Source organism: Allotamlana fucoidanivorans, from assembly GCF_006265225.1.
In the GTDB taxonomy this organism is placed as follows: domain Bacteria; phylum Bacteroidota; class Bacteroidia; order Flavobacteriales; family Flavobacteriaceae; genus Allotamlana; species Allotamlana fucoidanivorans.
In genome coordinates, this window is record NZ_VDCS01000013.1 from 1 (window position 1) to 17,279 (window position 17,279).

Sequence of the window (17,279 nt, forward strand, 5' to 3'; positions counted from 1 at the left end):
CAACTCAACTGCCTTTTGTTTAAATTCTAAAGTGTAATGTTTGGGTTTACTTCTCATAATTGCTAAGTTAATAACTAGCAAACATATTCTCTCATCTTTTTGTCCAGTCTAATATAGGAAGTCCAGTTGTTTTATTGCATCGTGAATAACATGTTCAGATTGAAGAAATAATAATATAGAAAAGGTGTTTTATTTTCTTATAACTGAAGTTTTTTACTTTAATTTACATAGCTAATAATCTAAATCACTGAAACACTATTACATATTATGAAGAACATCTATTTTGTACGTACCCTATGCTTTCTTTTTTTAGTCACGTTAAGTTGTCAAAGCACAAAAGTAGTTAATGCATGGAAAGCTGAAGAATCAATAGTTAATGCATTTAAAGAAAAAAATGTTTTAGTCATTGCCAGAACAGCAAATGATCAAGGACGTATAGCTTTTGAAGTTGAAATTGCCAATGCGTTAAGAGCAAAAGGAATAAAAGCTACAGAAAGCTATACTAAAGCACCTAAAATTTATCCGAATAAAGAAATTACTGAAGAGCGCGTAGCGTTTATTAGAAGCCTTATGGAAAGTGAAGGTTATAATGGGGTAATGCTTACCGTTATAAAAGATAAACAACAAACGGTAACAAAAAGCCATAATGGTATTTATATGGGAGCAAGCTATAATAATTTCTACCCGGGTTATTATGGTAATTTCTACAATTACTTTAGTTACCCATATGCTTATGGCTCCTATTATAATTCTTTTGGAGGCTATGTAACCAGTTCAACATCTACTAGTGTAAGTACAGATTATGTTTTAGAGACTGTGGCTTATAATCTTGATGAGCCCGCAGATAAACAATTAGTAGGGGTTGTAACCACCAAACTTTATGATCCAAAAGATGCTCATAAGGTAGCAAGTAAAATTGTGCCAAAAGTAGTTGAGGAATTAAACAAAAAGTAAAATATAAGTAAGTATGAAAAATAATGACACCATAACTACCACGTTAAAAACATTGGTTTTATTAGTTTTACTGGTATGGTGTTTTACAATAATCAAGCCGTTTGTGCTTATTATGGTTTGGGGCATTATTTTAGCCATATCATTATTTTCCGTCTACAATTATTTTATCAAAAAAGCAGGCGAAGGAAACAAAAAGCATATCACTCTAATTTTTGCTTTATCGGCCACTGTAGTATTTATTGCTCCAACCTATGCTATATCAACATCTTTGGCAAATTCATTTGTTGATATTATTGAGGGTATAAGAAATCATACTCTAGCTATTCCGTTGCCTAGTGAGAGTGTTAAGCAATGGCCTTTTATAGGTGAAACGGTCTTTAAAAATTGGAGCGACTTGTCTTCTGATATTCAAAATTATCTTATCAAACACAGTGCTTTTATTCTGGATAAGATTCCAAATATTCTTTCCGGTTTAAAAGGGTTTATTGGAACTTTTTTTACATTTTTTGTGTCTTTTATAGTGTCTATTGCATTGATGTATAATGCCACATACCTTAAACAAAGGATGCTTTTAATTATTAATAAGCTTACAAATAATGATGGAGAAGAAATCATATCCATTTCAAGTAAGGTAATAAAAAGTGTTGTTAAAGGGGTATTATTGGTAGCTTTGATTCAATCGGCTCTTGCTTTTGTTGGTTTTAGAGTTATAGGTATTCCTGCAGCAGGTGTTTTTACTTTTTTGGTTTTGGTACTTGGTATTATTCAAATTCCGGTATTACTGGTTATGTTACCCGCAATAATGCTTTCATTTTCAATGGCTGATACCACTTCGGCTATCATTTTTACCATTTATACCATATTAGTAGCACTATTAGACAATGTTCTAAAACCCATATTCTTAGGAAAAGGTTTAAAAACTCCAACTATTTTGATTTTATTAGGTACTATAGGCGGTATGCTTTTACATGGTATTATAGGTTTGTTCATAGGTCCTGTTGTTTTGGCTGTTATGTATAGAATGTTAGAGTATTGGACTTTTGGGGAGCGAACAAAAGTTTAGACATTTTGTTAAGGCAAGTTTATGCTAATCTAACAGTTTGGTAAAGAAATTATAAGTTTTTTGTTTTATTTAAAATCGATGTCTAAAATTTCAAAAAAATATTCTATTTTTAGAAAAAACATTGAAATTTATGAAAATAAAACAACTATTGGCAGGCTTTTTAGTAGTCTGTGGGTTGCAGGTAATGTCTGCTCAAAAAAACAAAAAACCCAATATCTTGGTTATATGGGGTGATGATATTGGGTATTCCAATATCAGTATCAACAGTCAAGGTATGATGGGCTATCAAACTCCAAATATTGATGCCATTGGAAAAGAAGGCGCCGTATTTACCGATTGGTATGCCCAACAGTCTTGTACAGCTGGTCGTGCGGCCTTTATCTTAGGGCAGCATCCTTTTAGAACAGGATTACTTACCATAGGAATGCCTGGAGCAGAGCAAGGTATTCAGGAAAATCAGCCAACAATTGCAGAATTGCTTAAGCCTCAAGGTTATGTGTCTGGTCAATTTGGTAAAAACCACTTAGGAGATCGAGATGAACATTTGCCAACAAATCATGGCTTTGATGAGTTTTTTGGGAACCTTTATCATTTAAACGCAGAAGAAGAGCCTGAAACCTATTATTACCCGAAAAATCCCGAATTTCACAAAAAATTTGGACCAAGGGGTGTATTGCATTCTTATGCCGATGGCAAAATAGAGGATACAGGACCAATGACACGTAAGCGCATGGAAACGGCTGATGAAGAGTTTACTGATGCCGCAATTGCCTTTATTGAAAAAGCACATAAGGCAGGTAAGCCATTCTTTGTTTGGTTAAGTGCTACACGTATGCATGTTTGGACGCATTTAAAGGAAGAAAGCGAAGGTGTTACAGGTATTGGCTTGTACCCAGATGGCATGGTGGAACATGACAAAGCTATTGGTAGAGTATTAGACAAACTTAAAGAATTGAAGATTGTTGATAATACTATAGTGATGTATTCTACTGATAATGGAGCAGAGAAATTCACTTGGCCTGATGGAGGGACAACACCGTTTGCAGGAGAAAAAGGTTCTACTTGGGAAGGTGGTTTTAGAGCACCCTGTGTTATTCGATGGCCGGGAGTTATAAAACCAGGAACAATTATAAATGATATTCATTCTCACGAAGATATGATGCCAACATTGCTTGCAGCCGCTGGTGTACCAGATGTTAAAGAAAAACTTTTAACGGGATATGTAGCTGCCGGAAAAACTTTTAAAGCCCATTTAGATGGCTATAATATGTTGCCATTTTGGAAAGGAGAGGTAAAGGAATCTCCAAGGAAAGAAATATTCTATTTTGATGCAGGAGGAAACCTTAATGCGCTAAGGTATCAAAACTGGAAGATTCACTTTGCAATCATGGAGGGTAGTATTAATGAAGCCTATAGAAAAACGCCTTCATGGCCTATCGTCATTAATTTAAGGGCAGATCCCTTTGAAGTATCTTATAAATCAGCCTTATACACAAGATGGTATGGTGATAATATGTGGATGTTCGTACCAGCTCAAGCATATGTTGCTAATTTTTTAAGTTCTTTTAAAGACTTTCCTCCAGTTGAAGGAGGCACTTTAAGTGTTGATGCTGTAATAGCTAAAATGAAAAGCAGACCGCAAAATTAAGAGGTAATCTGAATAATATAGGCAGTTTTTAGCTTTAATAAGCTAATGCTGCCTTTTTTAATACAACCATGAAGCACGTTATAATATGTAGTTGTTTAATGTTCTTAACCTTTTCGTGTAAAGAACAAAAAGCAAGTTTACTCGAGTCAACTGTACTAGAAAGTAAACAAACAGACCCACTTTCTTCTTGGCATGATACGCCTACTAAACAAGCTATTATAAGTTACGTTAAAGAGGTTACAAATACAGAAAGTGCAAAGTTTATTCCAGTTTCTAATCGTGTGGCTACGTTTGACAACGATGGTAACCTATGGTCAGAGCAACCTTTGTATTTTCAATTATTCTTTGCGATTGACAGAATTAAAGCAATGGCTAATGAACATCCTGAATGGAAAACTAAACAACCTTATAAAGCGGTTCTTGAAGACGACATGAAAACGCTTATGAGTTATGGTGAACATGGTATTCTTGAAATAGTCATGGCAACACATGCTGGAATGACCGTTGAAGCGTTTGACGCCATTGTAAAAAACTGGCTAAAAACAGCTCGTCACCCTAGGTTTAATAAGCCCTATAATGAGCTTGTTTACCAACCTATGTTAGAGCTTCTAGATTATTTAAGAGCCAATAACTTTAAAACTTACATTGTATCTGGGGGTGGTATAGATTTTATGAGACCATGGATTGAAGCCGTTTACGGTATACCTGTTGATCAAGTTGTGGGAAGTAGTGTTAAAACAGAGTTTGTTATTGAAGAGGACAAACCTTTAATAAAACGTTTACCAAAGATTGATTTTATTGACGATAAAGAAGGAAAACCAGTAGGTATACAACGCTTTATTGGCAAAAAACCAGTTTTCGCTTCTGGGAATTCTGATGGTGATTTTGCTATGCTGCGTTACACAGATTCTAACACTTATCCATCATTTCAATTGTATTTACATCATACCGATGCCGAACGCGAATGGGCTTATGATAGAGACTCGCATATTGGCAAACTCGATAAAGGCTTAGATTATGCCAATGCTAATGGGTGGACGGTAATTGACATGAAAAAAGATTGGAAAGTTATCTACCCTTTTCAAAAAGAGTAAAACTATTAACACAAACGCTATGTCTCCATTTGAATCCATTTCAACCCTAAAGTTAAAAATGGCTGCGTCAATTATTGGCCAAGAACATCTTATTGATCGAATTATATTGGTGCTTTTAGCAAACGGCAACATGTTACTTGAAGGTTTGCCAGGATTGGCAAAAACAAGAGCAATAAATGCGCTATCCAAAAACCTAGATTGTGGTTTAAGTAGAATTCAGTTTACACCAGATTTATTACCTTCAGATATTACAGGAACAGAGATCTATATTCCCAATGAAAAAGAAAAATTCGTTTTTCAAAAAGGCCCTATTTTCAATAATTTGATTTTAGCCGATGAGATTAACAGAGCTCCGGCAAAAGTACAGTCGGCATTACTAGAAGCCATGGAAGAACGTCAAGTAACGGTAGCTGGTACAACCTATAAAATGGATGAATTATTTATGGTAATGGCCACTCAAAATCCAATTGAACAAGAAGGAACCTATCCTTTGCCTGAAGCTCAAATGGATCGATTTTTAGTGCATACCATAATAAGCTATCCTGATGATGATGCAGAACTTGAAATCATGCGCTTAAATAAACAAGAAGCTTTAGTAAAACCAAATGTTGCGAGCAATGAGGTTATTCCTAAAACATCAGTTTTTGAGGCTAGAAAAGAGATTGCTCAAATAAAGGTTTCTGAAGATATTGAAAAATATGTGGTTAGCCTTATTTCTGCAACACGATATCCAGAAAAATACGATACCAGTCTCAGTGAGCTGATAAGTTTTGGATCAAGCCCTAGAGGAACAATTGCCTTAGACAGATGCAGCCGTGTAAATGCCTGGATGAACAATAGAGATTATGTCATGCCAGACGACGTACACCAAGTCATCAAAGATGTGTTAAGACACCGTATTGCTTTAAGTTACAAAGCTAGAGCAGAAGGCGTAAGTGTAGATGAGGTTATCGACAAAATTATAGAGGTTGTTGCAGTAATTGCTTAAATCAACCGTATGAAGCTCTACAAAAAAAAATATAGTCCGCCCAATGTGTTTTTATCACTTGAACACCTTTTAAAATTAGAGGTGTTTAGTTCAACATTACAAATAAGTGACAGTAAGAATAAATCAAACAGTATACTTTCTGGGCAGTACGCTTCTAAGCTACGAGGACGTGGTTTAGATTTTGAAGAAGTTAGACCCTATATTTTTGGCGATGATATTAGAAACATTGACTGGAAAGTTACCGCCAAAACAGGAAAAACGCACACCAAGATTTTTACTGAAGAAAAGGAAAAACCTGTTTTCATTTTTGTAGACCAAAGCAGCTCAATGGGGTTTGGTTCAAAAAATAAAACCAAAGCTTTTGTGGCTGGAGAAATTGCTTCAATAATTGCACATAAAACAAAAAAAAAGGGAGACCGCGTAGGCGGTTTAGTTTTTGGTGAAGATTACGAAATCATAACACCAAAACGTGATGCCAGAAATAGCATTTATTTTCTTCAGAAAATAGTTGAAGCCAATCAAAACATTTATAATTACGATATAAAAGATTTTGATAATTCTCTTGCTGAGATGTTTGCAAAAGTGAACAACATTGTAACGCATGACTATGTTGTTTTTATCATCAGTGATTTCCACAGGTATAACCCGGCTGTAATCAAATACCTCAGTCAGCTTGGGTTGCATAATGATATCATAATGATTAAAGTTTTTGATGAATTGGAAGATCACATTCCAAATGCACAACTTACCATTACCAATAAAACCAAGCAAATTAATTTAAACGGTAAAAACTCAAAAACTAAAGAAAAGGTAGAAGCTACTTTTGAAAAAGAATTTACCGATTTTAAGTCTGAACTTAGCAAATACAACATCACGTTACTTAAGGTCAACTGTTGCAATCCAATAGAAGAAGAATTACTAGAGGTCTTTTCTAATCTATAGACATACATAACTATGCTATTAATACTGCAAGAAAATACACTACAACCAATTATTGAGCCAGACCCAATTACGTTCACCCTGGAAACATTGGGCTGGAAACTTATTGGCGTGGTGCTTTTAGTTCTTGTACTATTTATAGTTTATAACATGTTTATACGTTATAAACAACGGGGATATAGACGAGCTGCTATACAAGAAATACAAAGCATTTCTAAACAAGACAAACAAGAGGTTTATCCCGCTATAGCAAAGGTTATGTTTTTACTCAAGCAAACAGCATTACGCACATATTCTAAGAACGAAGTAGCCTCACTCTCAGGAAGGGACTGGCTGGCACTAATGGATAGTAAAGTTAAATCCTCTTATTTTGAGCAACACGAAGCTGTAATCTCTAACGCTGTTTATCAAAACAAGTACAATACTGAAAGCAGCTTTGATATTGAAGAGTTCATTCAAACGAGTATAAAATGGATTAAAGATCATGCCTGATAAATTTGAATTTGCATATCCGTTTGTGGCGGTATTTGTTATCATACCCTTTTTAATATATTGGCTATTACCTGCCATAAAACACAGGAGTTCAGCTTTAATCTACCCCTATTTCAACTCAAGCGCAAAGGCTACTCATCAAAAACCTAAAAAATCTACTTATGTAAAAAAGCAGTTTTGGTTAACAAAAGTCATCATGTTTGTTATTTGGCTATTGCTTCTATTTGCTTTAGCGTCACCTCAATTGGTTGGTCAACCTGAAAAAAAAGTAAAAACGTCGCGTAGTTTTTTAATTCTTGCTGATTTATCATTTAGTATGGCCAATAACGATTGGGCTATTAATAATAAACGCGTAACACGATGGGAAGCCGTAAAAAACATCATGCAAGACTTCATTGTTAAACGCGAAAGCGATAAAATGGGACTTATTTTCTTTGCTAGTAATGCCTATATTCAGGCGCCTTTTACCACCGACCTTGAAACCGTAAAAACCATGCTTGATGAGGCCGATGTGGGTATGGCAGGACAAATGACTAATATTGGAAAAGCTATTGTAAAGGGTATGGATATGTTTCAACGCGATACCATACAAAACAAAGTCATGCTCTTGCTTACTGATGGTGTTGATAGTGGTACAAGCATATTGCCTCTTGATGCAGCCAATTTAGCAAAAAAAGATTCTACCATTATTTACACCGTTGGTATAGGCGATCCCGGAAGCAGTATGTCTGACCTTGACGAGCGTACTCTAACTGAAATAGCACAACTTACCAGCGGTAAATATTTTAGAGCCAAAAATACCGCAGAACTAGAACGTATTTATACCGAATTAGATCAGCTAGAACCTGTTGAGTACGAGGAAGAAACCTACATACCAAAAACACTATTATATCAGTACCCATTAGGAATAGCCTTATTGCTCGGCTTACTCTTAGTTTTAATTAATCATATTATAACAATAATTAAACGTTTAAAGGCTTAATCATGGTAGAGACTTTAAAACATATTAACTGGGAAGATTTTCATTTTTTGAGAACAAACTATGTTTTGTATATGATTTCCGGACTACTATTGATTATTTTAGGCTTTGTGTTTTATAAAGAATCTACCTCATGGGTAAATGCTATTGCCAAACACCTAAGACCTTATGTGATTCAAAAAGGAACGCGATGGAAATCTATGCTTATCAGAACTTCGGTGGTTATCATGTTCATCATTGGAATAGTTTCTTTTTTAGGCCCAACATGGAGTAGAATAAAAGCGCCTACCAAAAAGGTGAAATCTCAGTTTGTTATTGCCCTTGATATGTCTGAAAGTATGCTTGTAGATGACATATCTCCAAACCGATTAGAACGTGCTAAATTTAAAATTCACGACTTGTTAAAAGCAAACCCTAGAGCTGAAACCAACTTAATAGTTTTTGCAGCCTCATCGCATGTAGTTACACCTTTTACAACCGATTACAAAATTATTTTAGACCAAATTGATGGTTTGCAACCTAGAATGATGCCTGTTAAAGGAACAGGATTCAATGCCTTGTTTGATAAAATAGAAGCCTTATCACTTGACCCTGTTGCACAATCTAAAATATTACTAGTTACCGATGATTTGGAAGCCCTTTCTATTGAAAGAATTAACAACTTTTTACAAGAAAATAATGTAAAACTGTTTATATACCCATTTGCCACACCAACAGGAGGCACAATTCCTAAACACAACACAAAATCAGCACTCAACACCACAAAATTAAGCGCATTTACGGCTATTGAAAATGTCTTTTTTTTAGAAGCTACCTTGGACGATAGTGACGTAAAAGATTTGGCTAAAAGTGTTAGTAAAGAATTGATTTTTGAAGATAAAATTGATAAAGAAGATGAGTCATGGAAAGATCAAGGCTACTGGTTTTTAATTCCGTTAATGATACTGTTTTCGTTTTCTTTCAGAAAAGGCTGGAGTATCAACAGCTTGCTTCTATTGATTTGTTTGAGTTCTTGTAATTCAAATGACAAAACACCGAAATCAATCTCTTCATTTAAAGATTTATGGTACACCTCAGATTATCAAGGTCAGCAATTATATAACGATAAAGATTACGCAAATGCGGCTTTAAAATTTAATGACCCTATGCACAAAGGTGTGGCCTACTATAAAGCTGGTGATTTTGTTAGTGCAGAAGCAGCTTTCAAACAAGACACAACAACCAACGGGTTGTATAATTTAGGTTTAACTTATGCTAAGCTTGGAAAACTGGAAGCATCAAAAGAAGCTTTTGAACAGGTGCTAAGTAAATATCCTAACAACACAAAAGCAAAAGACAATTTAAAAATTATAGCCAAAGCCGTTGATAGTCTTAATGCCAATAAACCTAAAACCTTTAAAGAAGAAAAAGACAAGGCACTAGCCAAAAACAAGCAAAACGATTCTCCTGAAGATTTAAGTGGTGGCGGGCAAGAGGCTACCAAAAAAGATATGGAAAAGGAGCGGAAAGAAGAAACCGCAGAAACTGGCCAACGCAAAGGCAAGGAGCTTGATGAATTACCTGATGATTTTAAATCAGGTCAAGGCGCTTTACCAAAAAACATTTTGATGCGAAAAATAGATGACGACCCCGCTTTGTTTTTAACAAAAAAGTTTAGATATCAAGTCAAGAAAAAATTAGTACAACCTGAAAAAACAGCGCATTCATGGTAAAGCAATTGGGTTTCATGTTTCTGCTATTGGTTTTGGGCACGCAACTACATGCGCAAAGCATTATCAGTTATGCTACTTTAAACAAAAAGCAAGCGTATATAGGCGAACCCGTTCAGCTTACGGTTTCTGTGTATACATCAACTTGGTTCACTTCTGGCGTTGATGTAGGTAATATTCAAATTGATGGCGCACTAACGGTTTACTTCAGGTCTTTAAGTAATTCCAGAACATTTAATGGTAAAAAATATTCTGGTGTAAGCTTCTATTATAATCTCTTCCCCAATAAAACAGGTGAATTGATAATACCTAGCTTATCTATAAACGTTGAATCTCCTAAACCAGACAATTATAAAGGAATAAAACACGCTGTTAAAACAAAACCAGAAACTCTTAAGGTAAACGACATCCCAATGGGATATGACCCAAACAGTTGGTTAGTTTCAAATGGTTTAACCGTACAGCAAAAATGGTCGACACCTTTAACAAAAGTTAAAGTTGGCGATGTTGTGCAACGCACTATAACGCGCTCGGCAGGTGGCACATTATCTGAATTTATTCCTTCAACTGCATGGGATAGCATTCCCGGAATAAGCATTTACCCTAAGAGAGCTACAGTTAACACAACCAAAGCTAAAACCTATGTCTCTGCAAGTCGCACAGAAACAGTTAATTACTTGTTTGAAAAAGAAGGCAATGTACTTATCCCAGGTACTACATACACCTATTGGAACCCAGGAAGTCAAGTGTTTTATACCAAAACACTTGACGCTGTGCCAATAACAGTAGCACCAAACCCTGATTTAGAAATGCTGGCTAGCATTAAAAAGTCACTTCAAAAAACAGTTGAAGCAGAAGTTGAACAAGAAGAAAAACCGTTTACCATTTTGGGTTTAAGTGCAAAAAACTTCTCCATCTACGTATTAACTGGTTTATTGTTTCTTTTTGTGGTTTACAAACTCACCAAACGCCTATTGAGATGGATAAAACTAAAACGCTTACAGTATTTAAATTCTGAGAAATACGCGTTTAAACAAGCACTCTCAGCTTTAAAACAGCACGATTCTGGACAATTTTTGATAAAAAGCCGTATTTGGATAAAGACCTTAGACAGCAGATACGAGACCTTATCTAGTTTTGCGCAAAAGTTTAATTTTGAAAATTTAAATGATGCTTTGTTAAAGTATAATCAGGATGCATTTCAGAAAAAAACATCAGCAAATACAAAAGTGATAGTACACCTCAAAAATGCCTTAGTACAATCTAGAAAAGTATATTTGTTGCAAGATGAAAAGATTAAACCCAATAATAACAAGTGGCTTAACCCAACAGCTATTGATTAACCTGAAGCATCTTGAAAATGGCATTAGCAGCTTTTGTTTTTCCTTGCTTTTGGAGTATTAATGCCTTTAAATACTGGTAGTCGTTATTGTTAGGCATAATCTGCAAAGCCTTATTAATAAAATCATTTGCCAAGGATAAATCTTTTTCACCTTGAAAGTAGTAGGTAGATAAATTGTACATTGATCTGGTGTCATTTGGATCAACTCTTATGGCGGTTTGCAATTGCGCAATGGCTTTTTCATCTTCTTTTAACTCAAAATGCAATAAGGCTTTTAAATAATGTGGCCTACCTAAGTTAGGTTGCTTTTGTTCCCATAAATTCAAAACAGTAAACGCTTCATCATAATTTTGGTTTATGGAATAGGCTGTAGCTAAATTGGAATATGCTGGGTACACCAAACTATCTTTATAAAGGCTCATTTTATAGTGCTTTATAGCTTCAGAAACATTGTTCATTTGCATATAATAATCACCAAGTTGAAGTCTGCCTTCTGGAAAATCAGCATTGGTAAACATCATGTGCTCATATTCGGCTTTAGCTTGATAAACATAAGACTGGTGTTTAGGATCAAAGGTAGTTTCATTAATATCTAACACCAATTGGGCAGCCGCTATTCTTACCAATCTTGTAGAATCTTTTAAGTGCTCTACAGCTATAGTTTTTCTCATTTCTGGAGTTAAACTTCTAAACTCTAAAAGCGCTTTATATCTTACCAATGGAGACGGGTCTTTTAACGCCAAAAAGAGTACGTTAAACTCAGCTTGATTTAAGTAACTTAAGTTTTCTATAACGGTAGCTCTAGCTATTGCTGGAAATTCTAGGTTATTTATGAATATATTTAATGATTGTCTCTCAGAAGTTGTAAGTGCCAATTTGTTGCTTAACAATAGGGCATCTGAGAAATGTGACGCTCTTTCTTTTCCATACCAGGACTTGATCTTTTGAGCTGCCCATTGGTTTGATTTATCCTGATGACACTGGTTACAGGCATTTGGTGTACCATACTTAGCGGATTGATCTGGTCTAGGAATTCTAAAACTGTGGTCCCGCCTAAAATCATTACCCATATAAATCTTACCAGTCATATGGCAGTTAATGCACAATGCAGCATCTGTGTCTAAGTTATGAAAGTGATGCCTTGGTGAATTATATTCTGATGGAGCATGACATTGCAAACACAGTTGATTGCCATCAAATTTCAACTTTAAGCTGTGTGCATCATGGCAATCATTACATTTAACCCCTTGAGCATACATTTTACTTTGCAAGAAAGACCCATAAACGTAGTCTTCTTCATCTATTTGACCATCGGCATGATAATATGTAGAAGAGATACTTTGCAATAAATATTGATTTTCAAAAGTTTCACCTGGTTTTAAATCTTTGGTCAACTTTGTACGTCTTGCATGACATGGTGCGCAAAGTGAAAGTTGGTCTTCTTGCGTTTTACCATTGATGATATACGAATGACTATCTTTAATGTCTTTTGATGCCCATTCAACGTGGTTTCTACCTGGTCCATGACAACTTTCACAGGTCACATCAATTTCACTATACGTGGTATGAAAGGTGTCAGACTGTAGATCATAACCGCGCTTTAAATTTGTAGAATGACATTCAGCACACATGGTATTCCAGTTTTGAGCACCCTTAGTCCAATGTAACCAATCTGTTGTAATTATAGTTTGTCCTTTATACTGATGAAACCATTTGTTTTTAACGGCATCCCAAGTTACTCGTAACACTTGTTTTTTTCCACCTTCAAAATCAACTAAGTATTGTTGTAAAGGCGTAAAACCAAAGGTATATGCAATTTTATAGTCATTTACACTGCCGTCAATCTCTGTCACATTTACAATAAAGGCTTTATCTTTTGTATAAAAATGATAGGAAACACCATCAATAACCTGTTTTATATTGTTGAAATTACCTAAAACAGTTGATGCGTTTGCTATGTCCATAGCGCGGTCATGGTGTGATCCAGACCACTTTTTGTAAGTGTCTTCATGACAAGATTTACATTGATTAGAGCCTATATAGTTGCTGCTAACATGCGCAGAATGGGTTGGCGTTTCAATATTATTGTATGTTTTGTTTTTACAACCAAAAGTTAAAATGCAAATGGAAAATAAAAAATAGATGGTTTTATGGTGATTCATCAATGCAAAAATTGTTAAAAACAAACTTAGTTAAAACATTTATAAACAGCCCAATTAAGGAACAAACTTAAAGGCTGTTTGAATTAAATAATTTGTAACTTTGTTTATAACACGTAACAAATTAATCAAATTACAATTGCGCTATGATCAAGTATTTTACTCAAGAAAGAACGTTTAAGTCTTTATTTTTATTAATGGCAGGATTACTGTTTTCGGTCACATATTCTTACGCTCAAACTGTTGAAATCACGCCTTCTTATGGATATCAATTTGGGTCAAAACTCAATTATGGGTTCAATAATTTTATAAAAATTAAAGATAGCGACCAATGGGGCGTTACCTTAGGTTTTGAAACCTTTGATAATACCATGGCCGAGGTTTCATATACGCATCACAGTACTTCGGTTACGGTTAGAGATAGTTATTTTGATATTCCTGATGAAACAAGATTGGCAGATTTAGCTGCCGATTGGGTGATGATTGGAGGTACGAGATATTTTCCAAAAGAAAATATTAGACCATTTGCAGGAGCTGCCGTGGGACTTGTTTTCTTAAGTCCAAAGAATGAAAATAGAGAGATTACAGACCGCACTTATAGTAATGAAACCAGATTTTCGTTTTCTTTTAAAGCAGGTGTTAATATTATGTTTAGTGATCATGTTGGGATTAATTTGCAAGGTAATTTGTTATTTCCTGTTAATTGGGGGGGCTTCTACGTTGGGGGTGGCCCAGGTGGTATTAATGGTGGTGTTAGTGTGGCTAGCACAACCGTTATAGGTGGTTTTAGTGGCGGTTTAGTGTTTAGAATTTAATTTATGTATACTCAAACTAATAAAAAACAATTTCCTTGTTGTATAAATCTTTATTATTTCTAGTATTGCTTCCGGTTTTTGGCTTTTCTCAGAAAGATACTATTCGGTTAAAGGATAATAGCATTTTAGTAGGCGAGGTTAAACGACTTTCAAAGGCGGTTCTTACGGTGAAAACGTCTTATAGTGATAAAGATTTTCGTGTTCAATATAGTAAAGTAGAATCACTAGACATTCAGAAAAAATGCTTGATAATGCTTACCAAGGGGCGCCGCCGATTTGGAAATTTAACTACCGATAAAAATGGCTATGCCCGTATTACGTTATTAGATGGAACCCCAGAATATTATGTTATTAGTGAAATTGTAGCTCTAGATGAAATTGATGATCGTTTTTGGAAGCGAGTAAAAGTGTCTGTTGATTTAGGACTAAATATAGCTAAGGCAAATAATTATAAACAATTTTCAACCGCTGGTAGTTTGAGTTATATGGATAATAAATGGGTTGTAAATGGATCAATAAGTGTTTTGAATTCTAGGCAAGATAATGTTGATAACGTTAAAAGGACGGATGCAAAATTGAGTTTTTATAGAATTTTAAACAGAAAATGGTATCTTTTAGGCAATACCTCATTCCTGTCGAATACAGAGCAGGCACTGGTAGGAAGAACAAGTCCAAGTGCTGGTGTAGGTCGGTTTTTAATTGCTACCAATAAATTGTTTTTTTCAACTACATTAGGTTACACGTATAATATAGAAAATTATACAGATAATAGTTTGAATAAAACATCGTCAGAATTACTAATATCAGGAACGTTTAATGTTTTTGATCTAGAAGATTTGAGTTTAGAAACTACCTTGAGTATTTTTCCCAGCTTGTCAGAAAGTAGAAGGGTAAGGTCAGATTATAATTTAACTTTAAAATATGATTTGCCCCTTGATTTTTATTTAAAGTTAGGTTTTACCCTGAATTATGATAATCAGCCTGCTGTAGTAGGTAATGATACAGATTATAATATTACCACGGGCTTTGGATGGTCTTTTAATTAAGGCGTATGTCACAAATAAAAAAGAGCCACTTTAAAGCTAAAATGACTCTTTTTATTAGTGTTTATTCAGTTAAACGTACTTCTAAAGGAGTATTGATTTGTTTTGAAAATTGACTTAAATAATCCTGCCACTCCTTTTCGGTTGAAAATTGACCGCTTTTAGCCCATCCAAAACCTGCATAATATACTGTTTTGCCATTAATTATATTTAGATGTGCATAGGCGTTACTTTCATCTTTACTTTCTGTATCATACTTTTCAAAAGATTGTAAGTAATCTTTAGTAGTAACAATGGCAGTTCCAAGTTCAGAATCGCCATGCGGTTGCCAATAGCTAGTCCAAGCTTCGTTCATATTGGAAGTTACTTCACCATCTTTTTCATGAAGGGTTATCCCTGCTGAAATTATATCAGTACCTGAAATATGGGTTTCAAATTTTGAAAGGTTATTTCCGTAATCTAGAGATATGGTTTTACTTTCTTTTATGATATTTCCGTCCGCATCCCAATCTTCATAGGTCACTTGAAAACTTGTTCTAATAGGACCTATTGTAATGGTTTTCCAAGTTTTAAAGTTTTTTGAATAATAAAAGCTGGTATCGCGTTTTACAGCTATACCTCCAACACCCCTGCTTATGCCTACATGAAAATTATCTAACCCTTCACCTGAATCTTTGTGGTATGATTTTCCTTTTTCTGCGTTTTTTTTGTACCATTTATTAATGATTGGATATTCAACACGTTTTAACCATGCATCAACACCACTCGATAAGGTTGGTTGAGGTAAGTTGTTTTCGGCTCGGTATTGTGCATCAGGGCCAAAAATTCTAAATGCCACACGATTGTTTTCCCAAGCATAATCATCAGTACGTTCAGGTACAAATCGAGAATAACAATAAACCTCAGTTTTTGGGTTGTCATCTGGATTAATGTTCACAATTTCATACTTTTTTTCAGTATTGGCTTTTATCTTTGGTTGAAATAGTAGTACATCCATTGTGCCATCCCCATCATAATCTACTAATTGGGTAATTTGAAGAGTTTCATCATCGGCATCTTTAATTCCTAATGTTTCAAGGGTTGGAACATTTAAGAGTTCAGCTGTTAATTCAACCGTTTCAACAGACCGATCAAAATCTAATGTATTTTTTATAAGAATAGTTTTGTTTTTGTCGGCACAGGCAGAAAAACAAAGTATGCCTACCAAAGCAAAAATGGATAAAGACTTCATATGAATTGGTTTTTAAATAGGTTTAACTAATCTTCATTTGATGGTTTGCCAATAGTAGCTAAAATTCCACCATCAACATAAATAATCTGGCCATTTACAAAATCACTGGCTTTTGAACTTAAAAATACCACAGCACCTTGTAAATCTGCTGGATCACCCCAACGTCCTGCGGGTGTTCTACCTATAATAAAATCGTTAAAAGGGTGGCCGTCTACCCGAATTGGCGCGGTTTGGCTTGTGGCAAAATACCCAGGGCCTATACCATTAATTTGAATATTGTGTTTAGCCCACTCGGTAGCCATATTTCTGGTAAGCATTTTTAACCCTCCTTTGGCGGCAGCATAGGCACCAACTGTATTTCGTCCTAATTCACTCATCATAGAACAAATGTTAATGATTTTTCCAGCTTTCCTCTTTATCATTCCTTTAACCACGTGTTTTGACATGATAAACGGACTTACTAGGTCAACTTTTAATACTTGCTCGAAGTCTGAAACTTCCATATCTTCTAATGGGGTACGCTTTATAATACCAGCATTGTTTACTAAAATATCAATAGCACCAACTTCAGTTTCAATCCTATTTAAGTTTTCAATGACTTGTTTTTCATCAGTAACATCAAATAGGTAACCGTAAGCCTCAAGGCCTAAGGTTTTATATTCAGCTACCGCGTTGTTTAATTTTTCTTGTGATGAAGCACCATTTATTACTAATTTGGCTCCAGCTTTACCTAACCCTATTGCCATGGCTTGACCTAAACCATGGGTTCCTCCAGTTACTAGGGCTACTTTGTTGCTAAGGTCGAAGAGTGTAACAGACATAG

At 35.0% G+C, this 17,279-nt stretch carries 15 protein-coding genes; 12 read left to right on the forward strand and 3 right to left on the reverse strand.

The features are described from left to right. The first annotated feature begins 267 nt into the window (after positions 1 to 267). The 10 genes from FGF67_RS13495 to FGF67_RS13540 all read left to right on the forward strand — a co-directional run bounded on the left by FGF67_RS13495 (position 268) and on the right by FGF67_RS13540 (position 11,209). Positions 268 to 954, forward strand: a complete 687-nt coding sequence (locus FGF67_RS13495; protein ID WP_139698290.1) for a hypothetical protein — start codon at positions 268 to 270, stop codon at positions 952 to 954. Positions 955 to 967: 13 nt separating this feature from the next. Further along, the gene (locus tag FGF67_RS13500; RefSeq protein WP_139698291.1) at positions 968 to 2,017 is read left to right on the forward strand and encodes an AI-2E family transporter; all 1,050 of its coding nucleotides are present in this window, start codon (positions 968 to 970) and stop codon (positions 2,015 to 2,017) included. A 130-nt stretch (positions 2,018 to 2,147) separates the two neighbouring features. Continuing rightward, entirely contained in the window at positions 2,148 to 3,665 is a 1,518-nt protein-coding gene (locus FGF67_RS13505; protein WP_139698292.1) for an arylsulfatase, read from the forward strand. A 68-nt stretch (positions 3,666 to 3,733) separates the two neighbouring features. After that, a complete protein-coding gene (locus tag FGF67_RS13510; protein WP_199240690.1) occupies positions 3,734 to 4,759 on the forward strand; it encodes an HAD family hydrolase in 1,026 nt (341 codons plus the stop codon). A 19-nt stretch (positions 4,760 to 4,778) separates the two neighbouring features. After that, complete coding sequence (locus FGF67_RS13515) at positions 4,779 to 5,747, forward strand: AAA family ATPase (RefSeq protein ID WP_139698293.1); 969 nt, start codon at positions 4,779 to 4,781, stop codon at positions 5,745 to 5,747. Between the two features lie 9 nt (positions 5,748 to 5,756). Then, entirely contained in the window at positions 5,757 to 6,689 is a 933-nt protein-coding gene (locus FGF67_RS13520; RefSeq protein ID WP_139698294.1) for a DUF58 domain-containing protein, read from the forward strand. A 12-nt stretch (positions 6,690 to 6,701) separates the two neighbouring features. Continuing rightward, on the forward strand, positions 6,702 to 7,178 hold the full coding sequence (locus FGF67_RS13525; RefSeq protein ID WP_139698295.1) for a DUF4381 domain-containing protein: 477 nt from the start codon (positions 6,702 to 6,704) through the stop codon (positions 7,176 to 7,178). Beyond that, entirely contained in the window at positions 7,171 to 8,160 is a 990-nt protein-coding gene (locus FGF67_RS13530; protein WP_139698296.1) for a VWA domain-containing protein, read from the forward strand. The genes FGF67_RS13525 and FGF67_RS13530 overlap by 8 nt, the downstream gene beginning before the upstream one ends. 2 nt (positions 8,161 to 8,162) lie before the next feature. After that, on the forward strand, positions 8,163 to 9,869 hold the full coding sequence (locus FGF67_RS13535) for a VWA domain-containing protein (protein ID WP_139698297.1): 1,707 nt from the start codon (positions 8,163 to 8,165) through the stop codon (positions 9,867 to 9,869). Continuing rightward, complete coding sequence (locus FGF67_RS13540; protein ID WP_139698298.1) at positions 9,863 to 11,209, forward strand: BatD family protein; 1,347 nt, start codon at positions 9,863 to 9,865, stop codon at positions 11,207 to 11,209. Before FGF67_RS13535 ends, FGF67_RS13540 begins: the two co-directional genes overlap by 7 nt. Here FGF67_RS13540 and FGF67_RS13545 read toward each other — a convergent pair. Next, complete coding sequence (locus tag FGF67_RS13545) at positions 11,199 to 13,370, reverse strand: multiheme c-type cytochrome (protein ID WP_139698299.1); 2,172 nt, start codon at positions 13,368 to 13,370, stop codon at positions 11,199 to 11,201. The genes FGF67_RS13540 and FGF67_RS13545 overlap by 11 nt on opposite strands. A gap of 143 nt (positions 13,371 to 13,513) precedes the next feature. On the opposite strand from FGF67_RS13545, the gene FGF67_RS13550 reads away from it, so the two are divergent. Both FGF67_RS13550 and FGF67_RS13555 read left to right on the forward strand, forming a co-directional pair. After that, positions 13,514 to 14,182 (forward strand): outer membrane beta-barrel protein, encoded by a 669-nt coding sequence (locus FGF67_RS13550; RefSeq protein ID WP_139698300.1) that lies wholly within the window; start codon positions 13,514 to 13,516, stop codon positions 14,180 to 14,182. 38 nt (positions 14,183 to 14,220) lie between these two features. Beyond that, complete coding sequence (locus tag FGF67_RS13555; protein WP_139698301.1) at positions 14,221 to 15,228, forward strand: DUF481 domain-containing protein; 1,008 nt, start codon at positions 14,221 to 14,223, stop codon at positions 15,226 to 15,228. A gap of 61 nt (positions 15,229 to 15,289) precedes the next feature. On the opposite strand, the gene FGF67_RS13560 is transcribed toward FGF67_RS13555, so the two are convergent. Then, a complete protein-coding gene (locus tag FGF67_RS13560) occupies positions 15,290 to 16,456 on the reverse strand; it encodes a DUF4861 family protein (protein WP_139698302.1) in 1,167 nt (388 codons plus the stop codon). A 26-nt stretch (positions 16,457 to 16,482) separates the two neighbouring features. After that, positions 16,483 to 17,277, reverse strand: coding sequence for a gluconate 5-dehydrogenase (locus tag FGF67_RS13565; RefSeq protein WP_139698303.1), 795 nt, complete (start codon positions 17,275 to 17,277; stop codon positions 16,483 to 16,485). Positions 17,278 to 17,279: the final 2 nt, after the last annotated feature.

What these genes read in the sequence shown, in the direction of transcription:
- FGF67_RS13520 (WP_139698294.1), top strand. Translation starts at nt 5,757, where the DNA reads ATGAAGCTCTACAAAAAAAAATATAGTCCGCCCAATGTGTTTTTATCA.
- FGF67_RS13550 (WP_139698300.1), top strand. Translation starts at nt 13,514, where the DNA reads ATGATCAAGTATTTTACTCAAGAAAGAACGTTTAAGTCTTTATTTTTA.
- FGF67_RS13560 (WP_139698302.1), bottom strand. Translation starts at nt 16,456, where the DNA reads ATGAAGTCTTTATCCATTTTTGCTTTGGTAGGCATACTTTGTTTTTCT.
- FGF67_RS13535 (WP_139698297.1), top strand. Translation starts at nt 8,163, where the DNA reads ATGGTAGAGACTTTAAAACATATTAACTGGGAAGATTTTCATTTTTTG.
- FGF67_RS13495 (WP_139698290.1), top strand. Translation starts at nt 268, where the DNA reads ATGAAGAACATCTATTTTGTACGTACCCTATGCTTTCTTTTTTTAGTC.
- FGF67_RS13500 (WP_139698291.1), top strand. Translation starts at nt 968, where the DNA reads ATGAAAAATAATGACACCATAACTACCACGTTAAAAACATTGGTTTTA.
- FGF67_RS13525 (WP_139698295.1), top strand. Translation starts at nt 6,702, where the DNA reads ATGCTATTAATACTGCAAGAAAATACACTACAACCAATTATTGAGCCA.
- FGF67_RS13565 (WP_139698303.1), bottom strand. Translation starts at nt 17,277, where the DNA reads ATGTCTGTTACACTCTTCGACCTTAGCAACAAAGTAGCCCTAGTAACT.
- FGF67_RS13510 (WP_199240690.1), top strand. Translation starts at nt 3,734, where the DNA reads ATGAAGCACGTTATAATATGTAGTTGTTTAATGTTCTTAACCTTTTCG.
- FGF67_RS13505 (WP_139698292.1), top strand. Translation starts at nt 2,148, where the DNA reads ATGAAAATAAAACAACTATTGGCAGGCTTTTTAGTAGTCTGTGGGTTG.
- FGF67_RS13540 (WP_139698298.1), top strand. Translation starts at nt 9,863, where the DNA reads ATGGTAAAGCAATTGGGTTTCATGTTTCTGCTATTGGTTTTGGGCACG.
- FGF67_RS13530 (WP_139698296.1), top strand. Translation starts at nt 7,171, where the DNA reads ATGCCTGATAAATTTGAATTTGCATATCCGTTTGTGGCGGTATTTGTT.
- FGF67_RS13515 (WP_139698293.1), top strand. Translation starts at nt 4,779, where the DNA reads ATGTCTCCATTTGAATCCATTTCAACCCTAAAGTTAAAAATGGCTGCG.
- FGF67_RS13545 (WP_139698299.1), bottom strand. Translation starts at nt 13,370, where the DNA reads ATGAATCACCATAAAACCATCTATTTTTTATTTTCCATTTGCATTTTA.